Genomic DNA, 17,875 nt, shown 5'->3' on the forward strand with positions numbered 1-17,875 from the left:
AGCGCATGACCTCGAAGATCAAGCCCGCGAAGGGTGCCCCGTACGCACGGATCATGGGTGTCGGCGGCTACCGCCCGACCCGTGTCGTGCCCAACGAGGAGATCCTCAAGCACATCGACTCGTCCGACGAATGGATCCGTTCGCGGTCGGGCATCGCGACCCGCCACTGGGCGGGCCCGGAGGAGACCGTCGCCACCATGTCGGTGGAGGCGTCCGGCAAGGCGATCGCCGACGCCGGGATCACTCCCGAGCAGGTCGGCGCGGTGATCGTCTCCACCGTCTCGCACTTCAAGCAGACCCCGGCCATCGCGACCGAGATCGCGCACCGCATCGGCGCGGACAAGCCGGCCGCGTTCGACATCTCCGCGGGCTGCGCGGGCTTCGGTTACGGCCTGACCCTGGCCAGGGGCATGGTCACCGACGGCGCCGCGGAGTACGTCCTGGTGATCGGCGTCGAGCGGCTCTCGGACCTGACCGATCTGGAGGACCGCGCGACGGCCTTCCTGTTCGGCGACGGCGCGGGCGCGGTGATCGTCGGCCCCGCGAAGGAGCCGGCCATCGGCCCGACCGTCTGGGGCTCGGAGGGCGACAAGGCCGAGACCATCAAGCAGACCGTGGCCTGGGACGCGTACCGTACGACTCCGGTGCCCGGTGGTGACGGCCCGCAGGAGCGCACCGCGCCCGAGGAGATCCGCTACCCCGCCATCACGCAGGAGGGCCAGGCGGTCTTCCGGTGGGCGGTGTTCGAGATGGCGAAGGTCGCCCAGCAGGCGCTGGACGCGGCCGGCGTCAGCCCGGAAGACCTGGACGTCTTCATTCCGCACCAGGCCAATATGCGGATCATCGACTCGATGGTGAAGACTCTGAAGCTGCCGGAGAGCGTCACGGTCGCCCGCGACGTGGAGACCACCGGCAACACCTCGGCCGCCTCGATTCCGCTCGCCATGGAGCGGCTGCTGGCGACCGGGCAGGCCAAGAGCGGCGACACCGCGCTGGTCATCGGCTTCGGGGCGGGTCTCGTCTACGCCGCGACGGTCGTTACCCTCCCCTAGGCAGGATCTACGCAGCGCCCCACGTCCCCGGACGTGGTGGCCGCTGTACAGAACTTCACCGAATAACGCATTTTCCCCCTAGAAGACCGAAGGAGCGCCACTCATGGCCGCCACCCAGGAAGAGATCGTCGCCGGTCTCGCCGAGATCGTGAACGAGATCGCCGGGATCCCCACCGAGGACGTCCAGGTGGACAAGTCCTTCACCGACGACCTGGACGTTGACTCGCTGTCCATGGTCGAGGTCGTCGTCGCCGCCGAAGAGCGCTTCGACGTGAAGATCCCGGACGACGACGTCAAGAACCTCAAGACGGTCGGCGACGCGACCTCGTACATCCTCAAGCACCAGAGCTGATCCAGCTCCCGCGCATGTCGCCACCCCGCGGTGGCGCCGTCGATTCAGACCCCTCTACCCGTGGAGTAAGAATTCCCGTGAATGCGACCAATCGCACCGTGGTCGTCACCGGTATCGGCGCAACCACACCGCTGGGTGGCGACAGCGCTTCGACCTGGGAAGCCCTGCTCGCCGGCCAGTCCGGTGTGAGCAGTCTCGACCAGGACTGGGCCGCCGAGCTGCCCGTCCGCATCGCCGCTCAGGCCGCTGTCGACCCGGGCGAGATCATCCCCCGGCCGCAGGCCCGCAAGCTGGACCGCTCGGCGCAGTTCGCGCTGATCGCGGCCCGCGAAGCCTGGGCCGACGCCGGTTTCACCGCCAAGGCGGGCGAGGACCCGTCGGTCGACCCCGACCGGCTCGGCACCGTCATCGCCTCCGGTATCGGCGGCGTGACCACCCTGCTCGGCCAGTACGACGTGCTCAAGGAGAAGGGCGTCCGCCGCGTCTCCCCGCACACCGTGCCGATGCTGATGCCCAACGGCCCGTCCGCCAACGTCGGCCTGGAGGTGAACGCCCGCGCGGGTGTGCACACCCCGGTCAGCGCCTGTGCGTCCGGCTCCGAGGCCATCGGCTACGCCATCGAGATGATCCGTACGGGCCGCGCCGACATCGTCGTCGCGGGCGGCACGGAAGCGGCCATCCACCCGCTGCCGATCGCGGCGTTCGGCAACATGATGGCGATGTCGAAGTCCAACGACGACCCGCAGGGCGCCTCCCGCCCCTGGGACACCTCACGGAACGGCTTCGTCCTCGGCGAGGGTGCCGGCGTGATCGTCCTGGAGTCGGCCGAGCACGCCGCCGAGCGCGGCGCCCGGGTCTACGCCGAGGCCGTCGGCCAGGGCGTCTCCGCCGACAGCCACGACATCGTGCAGCCCGAGCCGTCCGGCAACGGCATCGCGCAGGCGCTGCGCAACCTGCTCGACTCCAACGACCTCGACCCGGCCGAGATCGTGCACGTCAACGCGCACGCCACCTCGACCCCGCAGGGTGACCTCGCCGAGCTGAAGGCGCTGCGCAAGGCGTTCGGCGACGATGTCGACCACATGGCGATCTCCAGCACCAAGTCGATGACCGGCCACCTCCTGGGCGGCGCGGGCGGCGTGGAGTCGGTCGCCACGATCCTGGCGCTGTACCACCGCGTGGCGCCGCAGACGATCAACATCGAGAACCTCGACCCCGAGATCGACGTGGACATCATCCGCGACGAGCCCCGGAAGCTGCCCGTCGAGGGCCGGATCGCGGCCCTGAACGACTCGTTCGGCTTCGGCGGCCACAACGTCGTCCTGGCGTTCCGCTCGGTCTGACCGGCCGCAGTACACCGTCCGCCGCCCGTCGGTCCCCTGTGCGGGGCCGGCGGGCGGCGGCGTTCCGTGCCCCGCCGGCGGCGTCCTGGTGCCCCGCCCGGCAAGCCCTGCCCCGTCGCACCGCCCGGCACGGGCGCTCCTCACGGGGCAGACCTTGCCGGTCACGGCACTAGCCGGTGAAGCTGGCGAAGTACGCGGCGACGCCGTCCTCGCCCCCGTGACCCGCCGCGGACGCCCGCCGCAGCCGCTCCGCGACCGCCGGCATCAGGTCCGTCCGCACCCCGGCCTGCCGCGCCGCCTCGGTGATCAGCCGGGCGTCCTTGCCCGCGGCGTCGACCGTGAAGCTCGCCGGGTACGCGCCGGAGAGCACCATCTCCGCCTTCGTCCGCAGATACGGCAGATCCAGCGTGCCGCCGGCGATCACGTCGAGGAAGGCACGCGGGTCCGCGCCGAGCCCCTTCGCCAGCGCCAGGGACTCCCCCACCCCGCCGATGACGGTGAGCACCCAGCTGTTGACGACGAGCTTGAGCCGGCTGGCGGCACCGTCCGCGGCGTCGTCGCCGACCCACACGGTGCGCGAGCCGACGATCCCGAAGATCAGCTCGGCCGCCGCCCGGATCTCCTCGGGCCCGGCCGCGAGCACCGTGAGCCGCCCTTTCTCCGCGGGCATTCTGGTGCCGAGGACGGGCGCGTCCACGAGGTCGAGGCGGTGCTCGGCGGCGAACGCGGCGAGCGGGGCGAGGCCGTCGACGCCGACCGTGCCCATCTGGAGCCAGAGCAGCCCCGGACGCAGTGCGCCGCGAGCCTGCCGCAGGGCGTCCAGCGCCGCCGGGCCGTCGAGCAGCATGGTCAGCACGGTGTCCGCGCCGTCCACCGCCCCGGCCGGGGTGTCCATGACACGGACCCCGTCGGCGGCGAGCGGTTCCGCCTTGGCGCGGGTGCGGTTCCAGGCGCGGACGTCGAGCCCGGCCCCAGCGAGGTTGCGGGCCATCGCCGCGCCCATGATTCCGGTGCCCAGCACCGCTACGGAGGGGGTGCCGGCGGCGGTGCCGCCGGGAGAAGTGTTGTCGGCCATGACGCGCACGCTAGGTCGTGGCACCGGCTCGCGGGGCACCGTGGCGGGCGTGTCCCGGCGACCGGGCTCCGGTCGCACTCCCCCGGCGCACGTCCGCGCCGGGATCCGGCCCGGGGCGGGTCGTCACCGTGCCGGCCCGCCCTGAGGGCTGTCCCGTAGTACCTGGCGGGCGCGTGACGACAGCTACGGCACCCCGCCGCATTGTCGGAACGTCCACCTGCATGCAGGATGCGGACGCTCCTCCGCCTTGCGATGCACCGCATCCGACGCCGCGCGCTGAACCACCAGGTATGACGGGACAGCCCTCAGACGACCTGGTGGAGCCAGCGGACCGGGGCGCCCTCGCCGGCGTACCGGAACGGCTCCAGTTCGTCGTCCCAGGGCTTGCCGAGCAGCTTGGAGACCTCGGCGGCCAGTTCGGTCTCGCCGCTCGCGGCGCGGGCGAGCGCGGCGCGCAGCCGGTCCTCGGGGATGAGGATGTCGCCGTGGATGCCGGTGACGGCGTGGAAGATCCCCAGTTCGGGGGTGGCGCTGTAGCGCTCGCCCTCGGCCGTGGAGCACGGCTCCGCGGTCACCTCGAAGCGCAGCAGATGCCAGCCGCGCAGCGCGGAGGCCAGTTTGGAGGCCGTGCCCACCTCGCCCTGCCAGGAGAACTCGGCTCTCCAGGTGCCGGGGGACGCCGGCTGGCGGATCCAGTCGAGATTGACGCGCACACCGAGGACACCCGCCACGGCCCATTCGACATGCGGACAGAGCGCGCGCGGAGCGGAGTGGACGTACAGGACTCCACGTGTCGTCACCGGGACCTCCAGTGCGGTTCGAGGTTCACCTTCCCCAGCGGCCTCGTACCCGTTCCGGATGCGGCGGGGACAGCTGCTGGCATTCTGCCCCAGTGGTCACTCCAGCACCACCATGACGAGGTGACCTACAGTAAACACCACTGGGCGCAATTTGCCGTAAAAGGGACAGGAAATGACGTGAGGTAATTTATCTCCACCGACCGCGTCAAGCACTCCACGTCACCGCCCGGCAGGCATGGGGGCAAAGCTACCGCGCGGTGCGGATCCCGGTGGTGACGTACCGTCGGTACCGGAAGACATATCACCCACCGGCCGGAGGGGACAGGCCATGGCCCGGACCGATCGACCCGTGCGCGCCCGGCGTCGTGGCACCGCTCCGCGCACCTGCCTCGCCTCGGTCACCGCCGCCCTCCTGTTCACCCTCGCGGGCTGCACGGCGGACGACGGCGCCGGCACCGCGGCCAAGCGGCCGGCCCCGAAACCGGCGCCCGTCTGGCGTACCGACCCCGGGTCGGTCGCGGCGCTCGGCGACTCCATCACCGTCGGCTTCGACGCCTGCTCGGCGCTCGCCGACTGTCCCGAGGTCTCCTGGGCGACCGGCACCGACCCCACGGTCGACAGCGTCGCCCGACGGCTGGTCAAGAACCCCGCGACGCACAGCTGGAACTACGCCAGGACCGGCGCGCTGATGAGCGATCTGCCGGGCCAGGTGGCGCAGGCCACCGCGCGCAAACCCGCCTTGGTCACGGTCCTGATCGGCGCCAATGACGCGTGCCGCAGCAGTGTGGGGGCGATGACCCCGGCGGCCGGTTTCCGGGCCGGTTTCGAGGCGTCGATGAAGCAGCTGCGGCGCGCCCTGCCGCACACCCAGGTGTATGTCGCGGCGGTGCCGGATCTGCTGCGGCTGTGGTCGGAGGGGCGCAAGAACCCCCTGGGCAAGCAGGTGTGGAAGCTGGGCATCTGCGGGTCGATGCTGCACGATCCGGACGATCTGACGAAGGCCGCGGCGGACCGGCGCACGACGGTGCGGGAGCGGGTGATGGCGTACAACTCGGCGCTGGCGGACGTGTGCCGCAAGGACACGCTCTGCCGGTTCGACGGCGCGGTCTTCGACTACCGCTTCACCGGGGAGCAGTTGAGCACCTGGGACTGGTTCCACCCGGGCACCCGCGGACAGCGGGAACTGGCGGCGCTGGCGTTCCGCGCGATCACCCGCGAGGAGCCACGGCGGCGGTAGCACCCGCGGGGCGCCCGCCCGGTCCGGCCGTCAGGCCCGCCGGCGCTCTCCGGGACACCCCTAAGGGCCTGGCGGACAAGTTCATCCTCTTCGGGGACTCCCGTGGCGCGCCGAAGCCCGAGGATGGGTGTCGAAGGGTTCCGCATTCACGGGGAGACAACTGACCATGGCTCGCTTCCGCACATCCCATCTCGTCCTGTCCGGTGCGGCGATGACCGTCCTGCTGACCGGCTGCTCCCTGACGGCGACGTTCGGACCCGCGAAGCACGCGGAGCGTACGTACGCGGTGGACGGCAAGGTCACGGCCCTGTCGGCGACGACGCACGGCGGGGACATCGAGGTCGTGCCGGTCGACGGCGGCGGTTCCGTCAAGGTGACCGAGAAGTACGAGTACAGCAACGACAAGCCGAACCCCGAGCACAAGGTCGAGGACGGCACCCTCACCCTGACGGCCCCCGACTGCCCCATGGGGGAACGCTGCACGGTCCACTACAAGGTGCTGCTGCCGCGTACCGCCTCGGTCGATCTGCACACCAGCGGCGGGGACATCACCGTCCGCGGCACGTCCGGTGCCATCACCGCGAAGACCAGCGGCGGGAACGTCATCCTCGTCGACTCGGCGGCCCGCACCGCGCAGATGACGACCAGCGGCGGGGATGTGGAGGCCGGCTTCACCACCGTGCCCGACGACGTGTCGGGGAAGACCAGCGGCGGCGATGTCACCATCCGCGTGCCGAAGGGCTCGTACGCGGTCGACGCCTCGACCAGCGGCGGCACCCGCAAGGTCACCGTCCCCACCGACGAGTCGTCCCAGCACAAGGTGACCGCGCGGACCAGCGGCGGCGATGTGACGGTGCGGGCGTCGGGTAACTGAGCGGCGTCGGGGCGCCCGCCGCCGGTCCGGCCCCCTGTCGTCCCGGGGCACCACCGGCTTTACTCGCCCCATGAGACGCATACGTACCAGGCTGGGCGCGCTCGGTATCGCGCTGACCGCCGCGGTCCCCCTGTCCCTGACGGCGCCGGCCACGGCCACCGCGACGACCTCGGCCACCAACGGCACACCGGGCATCGCGGCCAGCGCCACGGCGCCCACGGTGGAGGAGGGGCGGCTGGCACAGGCCGCGCCCCGGGAGATTCTGCGGCGCAGCGGATTCGACGCGTGGCAGCCGGAGTTCGCGCGCGGGCTGGCGCGGGTGACGACGTACCAGGAGGGCCGGCGGTATGTCGCGCGCGAGGGGCGGGCGCTGTGGCGGCGGGCCGTGGACCGCGTACAGGGGCGCGGTCCGGCGGGCGGCGACCTGAGCCGGGACGACGACCGGCCGCTGTACTGGGCGCGGCTGGGCATGACGAAGGAACTGCGGGCGTGGCAACCCGGCTTCCGGCTCTCCCCCGCGCAACGGACCGCGCTGCTCGAATCGTTGGAGCGCGGTTCGCGGGGCCAGGACTCCATCGAGCTGCCCGCCGGGAAGCGGGTACTGCGGGTCGTGGTGACCGGCTTCGACCCGTTCCAGCTGGACGACGACGCGCGGCGCAGCAATCCGTCCGGGGCGGCGGCGCTGGCGCTGGACGGGACGACGGTGCGGACCGCTTCGGGGCGGTGGGCCCGGATCGAGACGGCGGTCTTCCCGGTGCGGTGGGCGGACTTCGCGGCCGGCACGGTGGAGCGCACCCTGCTGCCGCATCTGCGGCGCGGGCCGCGGCAGGCGGATCTGTTCACCACCATCAGCCAGGGCCGGCCCGGTCAGTTCGACGTCGAGCGGACCAACGGGGCCTGGCGGGGCGGCTTTCCGGACAACGCGCGGGAGTCGCGTACCGAGACCGTGCCGATCCCGGCGGGGGTGCCGACGGTGCTGCCGCAGCCGCAGTGGACGACCACCAGCCTGCCGTACGCGCGGATCGTCGCGGCCGGCACCGGGCCGTATCCGGTGCGGGACCACACCACGGTGACCGAGATCCCGGCGGGCGGCGGCGCGCCGGTCGTACGGCCGGACGGACCGACGCCGGGGTCCACGGCCCGTGCCGGGGGCGGCGGCGACTATCTGTCCAACGAGATCGCCTACCGGGCGACGCTGCTGCGGGACGCGGTGCGGCCCTCGTTGCCCGGCGGCCATCTGCACACGCCGGTACTGGAGTTCGGCCCCGGCAACACGGACCCGGCGGGCGGACGGATCACCGATCCGGTCCTCGAACGGAACCGGGCCGCGATCACCGGGCAGGTGCGGCAGATCGTAACGGTGGCGGCGTCGGCGGTGGCCGCCCGGGGGTAGGCGTCCGGGACGGGGCCGGGAACGACCGCTCGGGGGGGGCGGGCCGGGCATGATGGGCCGATGATTATCGCCGCCGCACAGTTCTCCCCGGTCCCGCTCGATATCGACGCCAACGCCGCGCGGATGGCCGCGCTCGTCACCGAGGCCGCCGGGCGCGGCGCCGGGCTGGTCGTCTTCGCCGAACTGGCGCTGACGCAGTACGACACGGCGGCGATAGCCGCCGCTCCCCGGCGGCTGACGGTCACCCCCGACGACGCCCGGCTGGCCCCCGTACGGGAGGCGTGCCGGGCGGCCGGGGTCGCGGCGGTGGTGAACGCCGCGGCCCCCGCCGCCGGGGGCGGACCGCGGCCGACGATCAGTTCGTTCGTCTACGGGCCGGACGGCGCGCTGCGCACCCGCTACGACAAGCGGAATCTGACCCCGGCGGAGCTGGAGGTCTTCGCACCCGGCACCGCCGACGGCCGCTGCACCCTGGGCGGGATCCGCTTCGCGCTCGCCACCTGCTACGACTCCAGCTTCCCCGAGGTGGCGGCGCGGGCCGCGGCGGACGGCTGCCAGGTGTATCTCGCCAGCGCCTTCCACGACTCGGCGGACCGGGTGGCGGGCTACGCGGAGCTGGCGCGCGAGCACGGGCTGCATGTGCTGCTCGCCAACGGCACGGGCACCGGGAGCCCCGGCCCGGCCTGCGGCCGCAGCGGCGCCTGGCTGCCCACCGGCGAGCGGGAGGCGACGGCGGGCGCGGGCCCGGTCCCCGCCGAGCTGGTGCTGACCGATGTCCGGGACCGGATCACGCTGATGGCCGACCCGGCGGTGGCGGCGGTGCCCGTAGCGGAGTGCGGCGAGGAGCTGACGGACGTACGGACCGTGTCGCCCGCGCTGCTGGTGTCCGGGCTCCGGCACGACGAGCCGGGCGCCTTCGCCCTGCTGCGGGCGGGGCTGCTGCGGCGGCTGCTGGTGGCGCAGGAGTCGCTGCCGGACGGGCTGCGGCTCCAGATCGTCGAGGGGTACCGGCCGCCCGACCTGCAACGCCGCTACTTCGAGGGATACCTGCACAAGCTGCGCACGGCACACCCGGAGCGGTCCGCGGCGGACCTGCACCGGGCCGCCAGCCGCTATGTCTCACCGCCGGAGATCGCCCCGCACAGCGCGGGCGGCGCGGTCGACCTCACCCTCGTCACCGCCGACGGCGGCCCGCTCGATCTGGGGACACCGGTCAACGCGAGCCCGGAGGAGAGCGACGGCGCCTGCTACACGGGCGCGCCGGTGTCCCCCGCCGCCCGCGACAACCGGCGGGTGCTGGGCGCCGCGCTGACCGCGGCCGGCCTGGTCAACTACCCGACCGAGTGGTGGCACTGGTCCTACGGCGACCGCTACTGGGCGCTGGCGACCGGCGCGGACCACGCGCTGTACGGGCCGGCGGAGCCGGTGCGCTGACACCCGCCCCGCCGGCCCGCCCGGTCGGCGGCCCTTTCAGCCCGGTCAGGCCCCGGTCCGGCCCCGGTCAGGCCAGCTCGTCCAAGGTCGGGTAGGACGGCTGGGCCCCCGGCTTGGTGACGGCGGCGGCGCCGACGCGTACGGCGAAACGGGCCGCGTCGGCCAGGCCGTCGCCGCGGGCCAGGCGGGTGGCGAGGGCGCCGGTGAAGGCGTCGCCCGCGCCCGTGGTGTCCACCGCCTCGACCCGTACGCCCGGGATCTCGCTGAGGCCCGAGGCGTCCAGGACCAGCGCGCCGTCGCCGCCGAGGGTGATCACGACCGAGCGGGCGCCCTGGTCGCGCAGCGCGTACGCCCACTCCCCCGGCTCGCCGCCGGCGCGCCCGGACAGCTGACGGGCCTCGTGCTCGTTGACCACCAACGGGTCAGCGGTGGCCAGGAGTTCGGGCGCGAGGGACTCGGGGGCCGGGGACGGATTGAGGACGACGCGGGTGCCGCTGTCCGCGGCGCTCGCGGCGGCCGCCCGTACGGTCTCCATCGGGATCTCCAGCTGGAGGGAGAGCACCGCGGACCCGGCGATGACGTCCTTGGCGGCCGCCACGTCGTGCGGGGTGAGGGCGGCGTTGGCACCGGGCGAGACGACGATGCTGTTGTCGCCGTCCGGGCCGACGATGATCATCGCGGTGCCGGTACGCGCCGTCCCGTCCACGATGACCGGGGCGACATCGGTGCCCGCGGCGCGCTGGGCGGCCAGCAGCAGTTCGCCGTACGCGTCGCCGCCGACCCGCGCCAGCAGGGCGGTGCGCCCGCCGAGCCGGGCCGCGGCGGCCGCCTGGTTGGCGCCCTTGCCGCCGGCCGATTCGACCAGGTCCGTGCCGAGCACGGTCTCGCCCGCGCCGGGCCGCCGCCCGACCCGCACCGTCAGATCCGCGTTGGCCGAGCCGACCACCAGGACGTCGTACATGTGCCGCTCTCCCATTTCTCGCCTCACCCTTCCTCCGTGCGGGCCCGTGCGGGCCCGTCCGCACCGGTGCCGGTTCGCGGCACCGGCGTCAGCCGTCGAACTTCGCGGCGTTCGCCGCCGTCACCAGCACCACCGGCACCTTGACGTCCTTCGGCAGCCGCTCACCGCGCGACGCCTTCACCGCCCAGTCCACGGCCTGCTTGCCGAGGAGCCGGGGCTGCTGGGCGACGGTCGCGGTCAGGCTGCCGGCCCGGACCGCGGCGATGCCGTCGGGGGTCCCGTCGAACGCCACCACCTTCACGTCCTTGCCCGACCGGCCGCCCAGCGCCTTGGACGCGCCGAGCGCCATCTCGTCGTTGGCGGCGAACACCCCGCCGATATCGCGGTGTGCCTGGAGCATGTTGGACATCACGTCCATGCCCTTGGTGCGGTCGAAGTCGGCGGGCTGGCGGGCGACGACCTCGATGCCCGGGTACTTCTTGATGCCCTCCTCGAAGCCCTGACCGCGCTCGCGGGCGGCCGAGGTGCCGGGCTGGCCCTCCAGGAACGCCACCTTGCCCTTGCCGCCGAGCGATTCGGCGAGCGTTCTGGCGGCGAGCCGGCCGCCCGCGACGTTGTCGGAGGCGATGGTCGAGCCGACCTCACCGCCGTTGACGCCGCGGTCGATGGAGATGACCGGCACCTTCGCCCGGTTGGCGACGCCGACGGCCGGGACGGCGGCGTCGGAGTCGACCGGGTTGATGATGGCCGCCTTGACGTCCTGGCTGGTGAACGTCTCCATCTGGTTGATCTGCTGGGTGGGGTCGTTCTGCGCGTCGGTGATGTTGATGCGCAGGCCGCGGGCGTCGGCCTCGGCCTGCGCGCCTTCCTTGACGCCGACGAAGAACGGGTTGTTCATCGTGGACAGCGCCAGGCCCAGGTCGGTGTCGCCGCCCCGGTCGCAGCCGGCCAGCCCGAGGGCGACGGCCGCCACCAGCCCCGCCGCCAGCACCGCCCGGGTCCGCGTACGGGCCGTCATCGCGCGCTCCGGCGGCGCAGCGTGTCCAGGAGCACCGCCAGCGCGATGACCAGTCCGGTGGCCACCTGCTGCCAGAACGCCGAGACGCTCAGCAGGTTGAGTCCGTTGCGCAGCACGGCGAGGATCAGCGCGCCGATGAGCGTGCCGGACGCCTTGCCGGAGCCGCCGGAGAGGCTGGCGCCGCCGATGACGACGGCGGCGATGGCGTCCAGTTCGTAACCGCCGGCGGCCTGCGGCTGGGCGGAGGTGAGCCGGGCCGCCAGGACGATACCGGCGACGGCGGCGAACAGACCGGACAACGCGTAGATGACGAGCTTGCGGCGCTTGACGTTGATGCCGGAGAGGCGGGCCGCCTCCTCGTTGCCGCCGATCGCGAACATCGCGCGGCCGGCGTACGTACGGGCCAGGATCAGCGCCGCGATCAGCCCCATCGCGATCATGACGAGGACGGGCACCGGCAGCCAGCCGCCGAGGGTGTCGCCGAGCCTGCTGACGGAGGCGGGGAAGGCGATCGGTGAGCCGCCGGAGATGACCAGGGCCAGGCCGCGGCCGACCGAGAGCATCGCGAGGGTGGCGATGAAGGCGGGCAGTCTGCCGTAGGCGACCAGCGCGCCGGAGACCAGTCCGGCCGCCACGCCGACCGCGAGGCCGAGCAGTACCGCGATCCAGACGGGCAGCCCGTCATGGGTGGCGGCCCAGGCGACGACGGTGGCGGCGAGCGCGGCGACCGAGCCGACCGACAGGTCGATGCCCGCCGAGACGATCACGAAGGTGACGCCGAAGGCGAGGATCGCGGTGACGGACGCCTGGACGCCGACGTTGAGGAGGTTCTGTCCGTTGAGGAAGTCCCTGGAGAGCACCGCCATCACGACGACCAGGGCGAGCAGACCGCCGAGCGGACCGTTCTTGAGGACCGCCCCGGTGAACCACCGGCCGAACCCGTGCTCCCGGCCCGGGGGCGGCGGGGTGTGGGCAGGGGTTTTCAGCAGCTCAGTCATCGGAGCCCTCCATCGCGCTCTGACCAGGGGTGTTCGTGTTCTCGACCGCGTTGTCCCGGGACGGCGGTGTCCCGGTGCGGAGCGCCCCGTTCGGGGACCGGACGGCCAGTTCCATCACCGCGTCCTGGGTGGCGGCGCCGGCCGCCAGCTCACCGGCCAGCCGGCCCTGTGCCATCACCAGCACCCGGTCGCTCATGCCGAGCACCTCCGGGAGGTCGCTGGAGATCATCAGCACCGCGCAGCCGGCCGCCGTCAGCTCGTTGATGAGCTGGTAGATCTCGACCTTGGCGCCGACGTCGATACCGCGCGTCGGCTCGTCGAGGATCAGCAGCCGGGTCTCGGTCAGCAGCCATTTGCCGATCACGATCTTCTGCTGGTTGCCGCCGGAGAGGGTGCGGGCGTGCTGGTCCAGTCCGCTCATCCGGACCTTCAACTGCCCGGCGACGGCGGCCGCTTCACGCCGCTGGCCGCGCCGGTCCACCAGCCCGCCGCGGGTGTCCCGGTCGAGCCGGGCCAGCGTCAGGTTGTCCAGCAGGGAGGCGTCGAGGACCAGGCCCTGGCCCTTGCGGTCCTCGGGGACCAGGCCGAGCCCGGCGCGCATCGCGGCCCGGACGTCGCCGCGGACCAGTTCTCTGCCGTCGATCTCGACCGTGCCGGCGTCGTAGCGGTCCACGCCGAAGATCGCCCGCGCGACCTCGGTGCGGCCGGCGCCGACCAGCCCGGCGAGGCCGACGACCTCACCGGCCCGTACCTCGAAGTCGATGTCCGCGAAGACCGGTGCGGCCGGGGAGCCCTTGGCACCCCGGCTGCCGTGCCGGGTCAGACCGCGCACCCGCAGCAGCGGCGCGCCCGGTGCGCCGGGGCGCTCGCGCGGGTACTGCTCGGCGATGTCCCGGCCGACCATGAGCCGGATCAGCTCGTCCTCGCCGGTGGCGGCCGGCACCTCGTCCACCGAGCGGCCGTCGCGCAGCACGGTGACCCGGTCGCCGAGGGCGCCGATCTCCTCCAGATGGTGGGTGATGAAGATGATGCCGACGCCGGACCCGCGCAGTTCACGGACGATCCCGAAGAGCGTCTGCACCTCCTCGGAGGTGAGCACCGCGGTCGGCTCGTCCATGATCAGGACGCGCGCCCGGAGGCTGAGCGCCTTGGCGATCTCGACCATCTGGAGCCGGGCGATGCCGAGTTCGGCGACCGGGGTGTCCGGGGAGACGTCCAGCCGGACCCGGCGCAGCAGTGCGGCGGCGCGGGTGCGCATCGTCTTCTTGTCGATGAGGCCGAGGGCGGTGCGCGGCTGCCGGCCCAGGAAGATGTTCTCGGCGACGGTCAGACCGGGGACGAGGTTGAACTCCTGGTAGATGGTGGCGATGCCGAGCCGCTCCGCGTCCTGCGCGGAACGGATCCGTACCTCGCGCAGCGCGGCGGGCGTACCGTCCCCGCCGCCGTCTGCGACAGGGGCGACGAGAATCCGCCCCTCGTCGGGGCGGTGGGCGCCGGAGAGCATCTTGATGAGCGTGCTCTTGCCCGCACCGTTCTCGCCGAGGAGGACGTGTACCTCACCGGTGCGCAGGTCCAGGTCCACGCCGTCCAGCGCGCGGACGCCCGGGAACGACTTCGTCACCCCCTCCACGCGCAGCAGTTCGCGGCCGCCCGGTACGTCGTCGTTGACGCCGGTCATGCGCTGCCCCTCTCTTCTTCCTCGGTTCGCTTTCCCGGTGCCGTGCCCCGGGCCGGTGTACGGGCCGGCGGCTCACCGCAGGAGCGGCGGATGACGAGGTGCGCCGGCAGCAGCACCGACTCGGCCCGGCGGCCCTCGATGCGCTCCAGGAGGGTGCGCACGGCGGCCCGGCCCAGTTCGCGGGTGGGCTGGGCGATGGCGGTCAGCGGCGGATCGGTGTGGGCGAACCACGGCACGTCGTCGTAGACCACCAGCGCCATGTCGTCGGGGACGCGCAGCCCGCGGGCGCGGAGCTCGTCCATCGCGCCGAGCGCCATCAGGTTGTCGGTGGCGAGCACCGCGTCGGGCGGCTCCGGCAGGTCCAGGAAGCCGCTCATCACCCGGCGGCCGCCGGTGTGCTGGAGGTCGGGGGTGGCGCCGACCCGCTCGTCGGGCAGCGCGATGCCGTGGGCGGCCAGCGCCGTACGGAAGAGGTCGAGGCGCTCGCCGCCGGTGGGGGTGCCGGCCGGGGCGACGATGATCGCGGGGCGGCGGCGGCCCAGGGCGGCGAGGTGGGCGGCGAGTTCGGTGAGCGCGGTGCGGCCGTCGGCGCGTACGCAGGGGGCGTCGATACCGGGCACGGTGCGGTCCAGCAGGACCAGCGGGGTGCCGGAGGCGACGACCTCGCCGATCATCGCCGAGCCGGTACCGGCCGAGCTGACCAGCAGACCGTCGATCCGGCGGTCCAGCAGCGTACGGATGTAGTCGTCCTGCTGCTCGGGGCGCTCACCGGCGTTGCCGATGACGAGGCTGTAGCCGAGACCGCGGGCCGCGTCCTCGACGGCGTCCGCCAGCTCGGTGAAGAAGGGGTTGGTGAGGTCGCTGATGACCAGGCCGAGGGTGCCGGTCCGCGCGGTGCGCAGCGCGCGGGCCACGTTGTTGGGGCGGTAGCCCAGCTCCCGTACGGCGGCGAGCACCCGCTCGCGGGTCTCCGCGACCGGCCCGTGGCCATTGAGAACCCGGGAGACCGTGGCGACGGAGACCCCCGCCCGCTCCGCCACATCTTTGATGTTCGCCATGGCGCCGTTGCCATCCTGTTCATGCGATCGACGTGTAATCGATTTCGTGGGGCCTACGTAATCGATTACACGCCGGATGCGTCAAGGCATCGCAGAGGTTGCCTGCGTCACACCGGGGTGTCCTGCGACGGCGATGCGCACGGACGTGATGGCGGGCCGGTCTCCGGCCGAGGACGCCGACGAGTACCCGGCCCGGCGCACCGCGCGGCCTGGACGCGGCATGGCGGCAGCGGCCGGGCGGCTCGCCGACCGACGACCGGCGCACCGGGCCCGTCGGGCCGTTCGCCGTACCCCGTGCGGGCCGGGCTTCGCCGCCCGGGGGAACGACGCGGGGAGGCGAGCCTGAGCACGATCGCCCCGGACGCCGGACCGAGGGCACGGGCCGCCGAGATGGCAGTGCGGATCGCCGTCCTACGGAGCGGATCGCCGCCGGTTCGGAGGGCGGCAAGCCGACCGCGTACCGGGGCGGCGGCCCGCACCGGCCCCTGGCGACCGAGCTGCCGAGCTGCCGAGCTGCCGAAGTCCGGCGCGTACCGGTTCGAGGTGGTGACCCGGCCCGCACATATCGGGGGCCTGTCGGTCCGATGTCGGCGGCTTGTCTGCGGGGTCTGGCACCTTTCCAGGGATCCTGCCGAGTGCCCGCCCGGCAGGCCGACCCGCAAGGAATCACCATGACCACTGACGTCACGATCATCGGCGCCGGACTCGGCGGCCTCACGCTCGCCCGCGTCCTGCACGTCCACGGCATCCCGGCCACCGTCTACGAGGCCGAGCCCTCCCCGACGGCGCGCGCGCAGGGCGGGATGCTCGACATCCACGACCACAACGGGCAGCTCGCCCTCCAGGCGGCCGGCCTGATCGACGAGTTCCGCGACCTCATCCTGGAGGGCCGCCAAGCGATACGGCTCCTCGCCCCGGACGGGACCGTGCTGCTCGACGTACCCGACGACGGCACGGGCGGACGCCCCGAGGTCCAGCGCGGCGAGCTGCGACAGATCCTGCTCGACGCACTCCCGGCCGGTACCGTCCGGTGGGGCCACAAGGCCGACGGCGTCCGGTCCCTCGGCGAGGGCCGCCATGAGGTGACGTTCGCCGACGGCAGCACCGTCGTCACCAGCCTGCTGGTCGGTGCGGACGGCGCGTGGTCACGGGTCCGGCCGCTGCTCTCCACCGCCACACCCGAGTACATCGGCAGGTCGTTCGTCGAGACCTACCTGTTCGACGCCGACACCCGGCATCCGGCCGGTGCGAAAGCGGCCGGCGGCGGGTCGCTCTTCGCGCTCGCGCCGGGGAGGGGGATCCAGGCCCACCGGGAGAGCGGCGGGACCCTCCACACCTACGTGGCGCTCTCCAAGCCGCAGGACTGGTTCGCCGCCATCGACTTCACCGATACCGCCGCGGCCACCGCGCGGATCGCCGAGGAGTTCGACGGCTGGGCACCGGAACTCACCGCACTGATCACCGACTGCGACACCGCGCCGGTCCTGCGCCCTCACTACGCGCTGCCGACCGGACACCGATGGGACCGGTTGCCGGGCGTGACCCTCCTCGGCGACGCCGCCCACCTCGCGGCCCCGAACGGCGAAGGCGCCAACCTGGCCATGTACGACGGCGCGGAACTCGGCAAGGCCCTCGCCGCGCACCCCGACGACATCGAGACCGCCCTCACCGCATACGAGCAGGCCATGTTCCCCCGCAGCACCGCGGCCGCCGCCGAAGGCACCCACCTCCACGAGCTCCTCTTCGGCGACGACACACCCCACAGCCTGATCACCATGTTCACCGGACACGAACAGGGCCGATGAGCCGCTCACACCCCGAACCGACGCTGCCCTTCCTGCCCTTGTCCACCCCACACCGCCTGGGCGTCTTCGTGCCCCATCTCCATGGATCTCGTTCATGGCCACGGCCTTGACCTGCGGCGACCCGATGGCTCGCGACGCTGATCCGGAGGCTTTCCCGGCTGATGTGGTCCGGCGTGCGTGAATGCCGCTCGCCGTCTCCGTCACCGTGGATCGGCGCCGGCGTTCCGTGGTGACCCCAAGTCCGGGTGTGCAAGGACGGGTCGGGCAGCCGTTGAAGATCTCGGCGAGGCTGTCGGACTGCCGGCTCCCGTCCATGAGCGGGCTGTACGCGACGTCCGAAGTCCCACCCGTCAGGCGAAGTCCACGGCGGCCGGTGCGGGGCCGGCGAACGCCAGCGGGATCTGCCGGCCGCGGCGGCAGACGAGGCGATGGACGAGGCGGTGAACGAGGCGATGGTGCCGCTGTGCGCGGATCATCTCCGGAACGGTGTGCAGGTCGAGGTGCCGGTAGCGGACGCTCCAACTGCCCTGCGTCAGGCGGGCGTTGATGCTGACGTGGATGTGGATGTGGATGTGGTGCGAGGCGGGGACCACCAGGTCGGCGCTCTCGTCCCATCGAAACGTCCCGGCGAACCCGGTCGTCTCGGCCTCCGTCCCGGCGAACCCGTCGTTTCGCCTTCCGCCTCAGTGGCCCCAGTCGTGCCGGCAGTTGTACGGGCGCCGGGTGGTTGTACCGGCTGGGGGGCGGGTGTCGCAGAGCCGTGCATCGCGGGCCTGCTCCGGGCTTCGGCGGATCGA

14 protein-coding genes and 1 pseudogene are annotated in these 17,875 nt (G+C 73.0%); 8 read left to right on the plus strand and 7 right to left on the minus strand.

All coding sequences use genetic code 11. The features are described 5' to 3' along the window. Nucleotides 1-5: 5 nt before the first annotated feature. The 3 genes from ACLJWH_RS15265 to ACLJWH_RS15275 all read left to right on the plus strand — a co-directional run bounded on the left by ACLJWH_RS15265 (nucleotide 6) and on the right by ACLJWH_RS15275 (nucleotide 2,747). Entirely contained in the window at nucleotides 6-1,052 is a 1,047-nt protein-coding gene (locus ACLJWH_RS15265) for a ketoacyl-ACP synthase III (protein ID WP_094795125.1), read from the plus strand. Nucleotides 1,053-1,155: 103 nt separating this feature from the next. Continuing rightward, the gene (locus tag ACLJWH_RS15270) at nucleotides 1,156-1,404 is read left to right on the plus strand and encodes an acyl carrier protein (RefSeq protein ID WP_052860146.1); all 249 of its coding nucleotides are present in this window, start codon (nucleotides 1,156-1,158) and stop codon (nucleotides 1,402-1,404) included. A 77-nt stretch (nucleotides 1,405-1,481) separates the two neighbouring features. Then, nucleotides 1,482-2,747 carry a beta-ketoacyl-[acyl-carrier-protein] synthase family protein gene (locus tag ACLJWH_RS15275; protein ID WP_411142241.1) on the plus strand — a complete coding sequence of 422 codons (1,266 nt, stop codon included), beginning with the start codon at nucleotides 1,482-1,484 and terminating at the stop codon, nucleotides 2,745-2,747. 169 nt (nucleotides 2,748-2,916) lie between these two features. On the opposite strand, the gene ACLJWH_RS15280 is transcribed toward ACLJWH_RS15275, so the two are convergent. Together ACLJWH_RS15280 and ACLJWH_RS15285 are read right to left on the minus strand one after the other, a co-directional pair. Continuing rightward, the gene (locus ACLJWH_RS15280) at nucleotides 2,917-3,822 is read right to left on the minus strand and encodes an NAD(P)-dependent oxidoreductase (RefSeq protein ID WP_411142242.1); all 906 of its coding nucleotides are present in this window, start codon (nucleotides 3,820-3,822) and stop codon (nucleotides 2,917-2,919) included. Nucleotides 3,823-4,127: 305 nt separating this feature from the next. Further along, on the minus strand, nucleotides 4,128-4,622 hold the full coding sequence (locus ACLJWH_RS15285; RefSeq protein WP_411142243.1) for a DUF3145 domain-containing protein: 495 nt from the start codon (nucleotides 4,620-4,622) through the stop codon (nucleotides 4,128-4,130). Nucleotides 4,623-4,950: 328 nt separating this feature from the next. Between ACLJWH_RS15285 and ACLJWH_RS15290 the strand changes: the two genes are divergently transcribed. The 4 genes from ACLJWH_RS15290 (at nucleotide 4,951) to ACLJWH_RS15305 (ending at nucleotide 9,560) form a co-directional block, all read left to right on the plus strand. Then, nucleotides 4,951-5,859 carry a GDSL-type esterase/lipase family protein gene (locus tag ACLJWH_RS15290; protein ID WP_411142244.1) on the plus strand — a complete coding sequence of 303 codons (909 nt, stop codon included), beginning with the start codon at nucleotides 4,951-4,953 and terminating at the stop codon, nucleotides 5,857-5,859. Between the two features lie 166 nt (nucleotides 5,860-6,025). After that, complete coding sequence (locus tag ACLJWH_RS15295) at nucleotides 6,026-6,733, plus strand: DUF4097 family beta strand repeat-containing protein (RefSeq protein WP_411142245.1); 708 nt, start codon at nucleotides 6,026-6,028, stop codon at nucleotides 6,731-6,733. A 70-nt stretch (nucleotides 6,734-6,803) separates the two neighbouring features. Further along, nucleotides 6,804-8,126 (plus strand): pyroglutamyl peptidase, encoded by a 1,323-nt coding sequence (locus tag ACLJWH_RS15300; protein ID WP_411142246.1) that lies wholly within the window; start codon nucleotides 6,804-6,806, stop codon nucleotides 8,124-8,126. 60 nt (nucleotides 8,127-8,186) lie between these two features. Then, nucleotides 8,187-9,560: a nitrilase-related carbon-nitrogen hydrolase gene (locus ACLJWH_RS15305; protein ID WP_411142247.1), complete on the plus strand. Its 1,374-nt coding sequence runs from the start codon at nucleotides 8,187-8,189 to the stop codon at nucleotides 9,558-9,560. A gap of 67 nt (nucleotides 9,561-9,627) precedes the next feature. Here the strand turns inward: ACLJWH_RS15305 and ACLJWH_RS15310 are convergent, their stop codons facing one another. The 4 genes and pseudogenes from ACLJWH_RS15310 to ACLJWH_RS15325 form a co-directional block, all read right to left on the minus strand. Continuing rightward, nucleotides 9,628-10,536, minus strand: coding sequence for a ribokinase (locus ACLJWH_RS15310; RefSeq protein WP_411142248.1), 909 nt, complete (start codon nucleotides 10,534-10,536; stop codon nucleotides 9,628-9,630). A 73-nt stretch (nucleotides 10,537-10,609) separates the two neighbouring features. After that, a pseudogene (locus ACLJWH_RS15315) lies at nucleotides 10,610-12,537 on the minus strand (substrate-binding domain-containing protein). Beyond that, nucleotides 12,530-14,215, minus strand: coding sequence for a sugar ABC transporter ATP-binding protein (locus tag ACLJWH_RS15320; protein ID WP_411142249.1), 1,686 nt, complete (start codon nucleotides 14,213-14,215; stop codon nucleotides 12,530-12,532). The pseudogene ACLJWH_RS15315 and the gene ACLJWH_RS15320 overlap by 8 nt, the downstream one beginning before the upstream one ends. Beyond that, nucleotides 14,212-15,273: a LacI family DNA-binding transcriptional regulator gene (locus ACLJWH_RS15325; protein WP_411142250.1), complete on the minus strand. Its 1,062-nt coding sequence runs from the start codon at nucleotides 15,271-15,273 to the stop codon at nucleotides 14,212-14,214. The genes ACLJWH_RS15320 and ACLJWH_RS15325 overlap by 4 nt, the downstream gene beginning before the upstream one ends. 671 nt (nucleotides 15,274-15,944) lie before the next feature. On the opposite strand from ACLJWH_RS15325, the gene ACLJWH_RS15330 reads away from it, so the two are divergent. Then, entirely contained in the window at nucleotides 15,945-17,078 is a 1,134-nt protein-coding gene (locus tag ACLJWH_RS15330; protein WP_411142251.1) for an FAD-dependent oxidoreductase, read from the plus strand. Between the two features lie 350 nt (nucleotides 17,079-17,428). Here ACLJWH_RS15330 and ACLJWH_RS15335 read toward each other — a convergent pair whose 3' ends face one another. Beyond that, complete coding sequence (locus ACLJWH_RS15335) at nucleotides 17,429-17,671, minus strand: hypothetical protein (protein ID WP_411142252.1); 243 nt, start codon at nucleotides 17,669-17,671, stop codon at nucleotides 17,429-17,431. Between the last annotated feature and the right edge of the window lie 204 nt (nucleotides 17,672-17,875).

Source organism: Streptomyces sp. x-80, from assembly GCF_046549095.1.
Classification (GTDB): Bacteria; Actinomycetota; Actinomycetes; order Streptomycetales; family Streptomycetaceae; genus Streptomyces; species Streptomyces celluloflavus.

Excerpts from the sequence above, each read along its gene's own strand:
- ACLJWH_RS15290 (WP_411142244.1), top strand. The coding sequence starts at position 4,951 with ATGGCCCGGACCGATCGACCCGTGCGCGCCCGGCGTCGTGGCACCGCT.
- ACLJWH_RS15265 (WP_094795125.1), top strand. The coding sequence starts at position 6 with ATGACCTCGAAGATCAAGCCCGCGAAGGGTGCCCCGTACGCACGGATC.
- ACLJWH_RS15280 (WP_411142242.1), bottom strand. The coding sequence starts at position 3,822 with ATGGCCGACAACACTTCTCCCGGCGGCACCGCCGCCGGCACCCCCTCC.
- ACLJWH_RS15295 (WP_411142245.1), top strand. The coding sequence starts at position 6,026 with ATGGCTCGCTTCCGCACATCCCATCTCGTCCTGTCCGGTGCGGCGATG.
- ACLJWH_RS15330 (WP_411142251.1), top strand. The coding sequence starts at position 15,945 with ATGACCACTGACGTCACGATCATCGGCGCCGGACTCGGCGGCCTCACG.
- ACLJWH_RS15305 (WP_411142247.1), top strand. The coding sequence starts at position 8,187 with ATGATTATCGCCGCCGCACAGTTCTCCCCGGTCCCGCTCGATATCGAC.
- ACLJWH_RS15310 (WP_411142248.1), bottom strand. The coding sequence starts at position 10,536 with ATGGGAGAGCGGCACATGTACGACGTCCTGGTGGTCGGCTCGGCCAAC.
- ACLJWH_RS15300 (WP_411142246.1), top strand. The coding sequence starts at position 6,804 with ATGAGACGCATACGTACCAGGCTGGGCGCGCTCGGTATCGCGCTGACC.
- ACLJWH_RS15320 (WP_411142249.1), bottom strand. The coding sequence starts at position 14,215 with ATGACCGGCGTCAACGACGACGTACCGGGCGGCCGCGAACTGCTGCGC.
- ACLJWH_RS15325 (WP_411142250.1), bottom strand. The coding sequence starts at position 15,273 with ATGGCGAACATCAAAGATGTGGCGGAGCGGGCGGGGGTCTCCGTCGCC.
- ACLJWH_RS15270 (WP_052860146.1), top strand. The coding sequence starts at position 1,156 with ATGGCCGCCACCCAGGAAGAGATCGTCGCCGGTCTCGCCGAGATCGTG.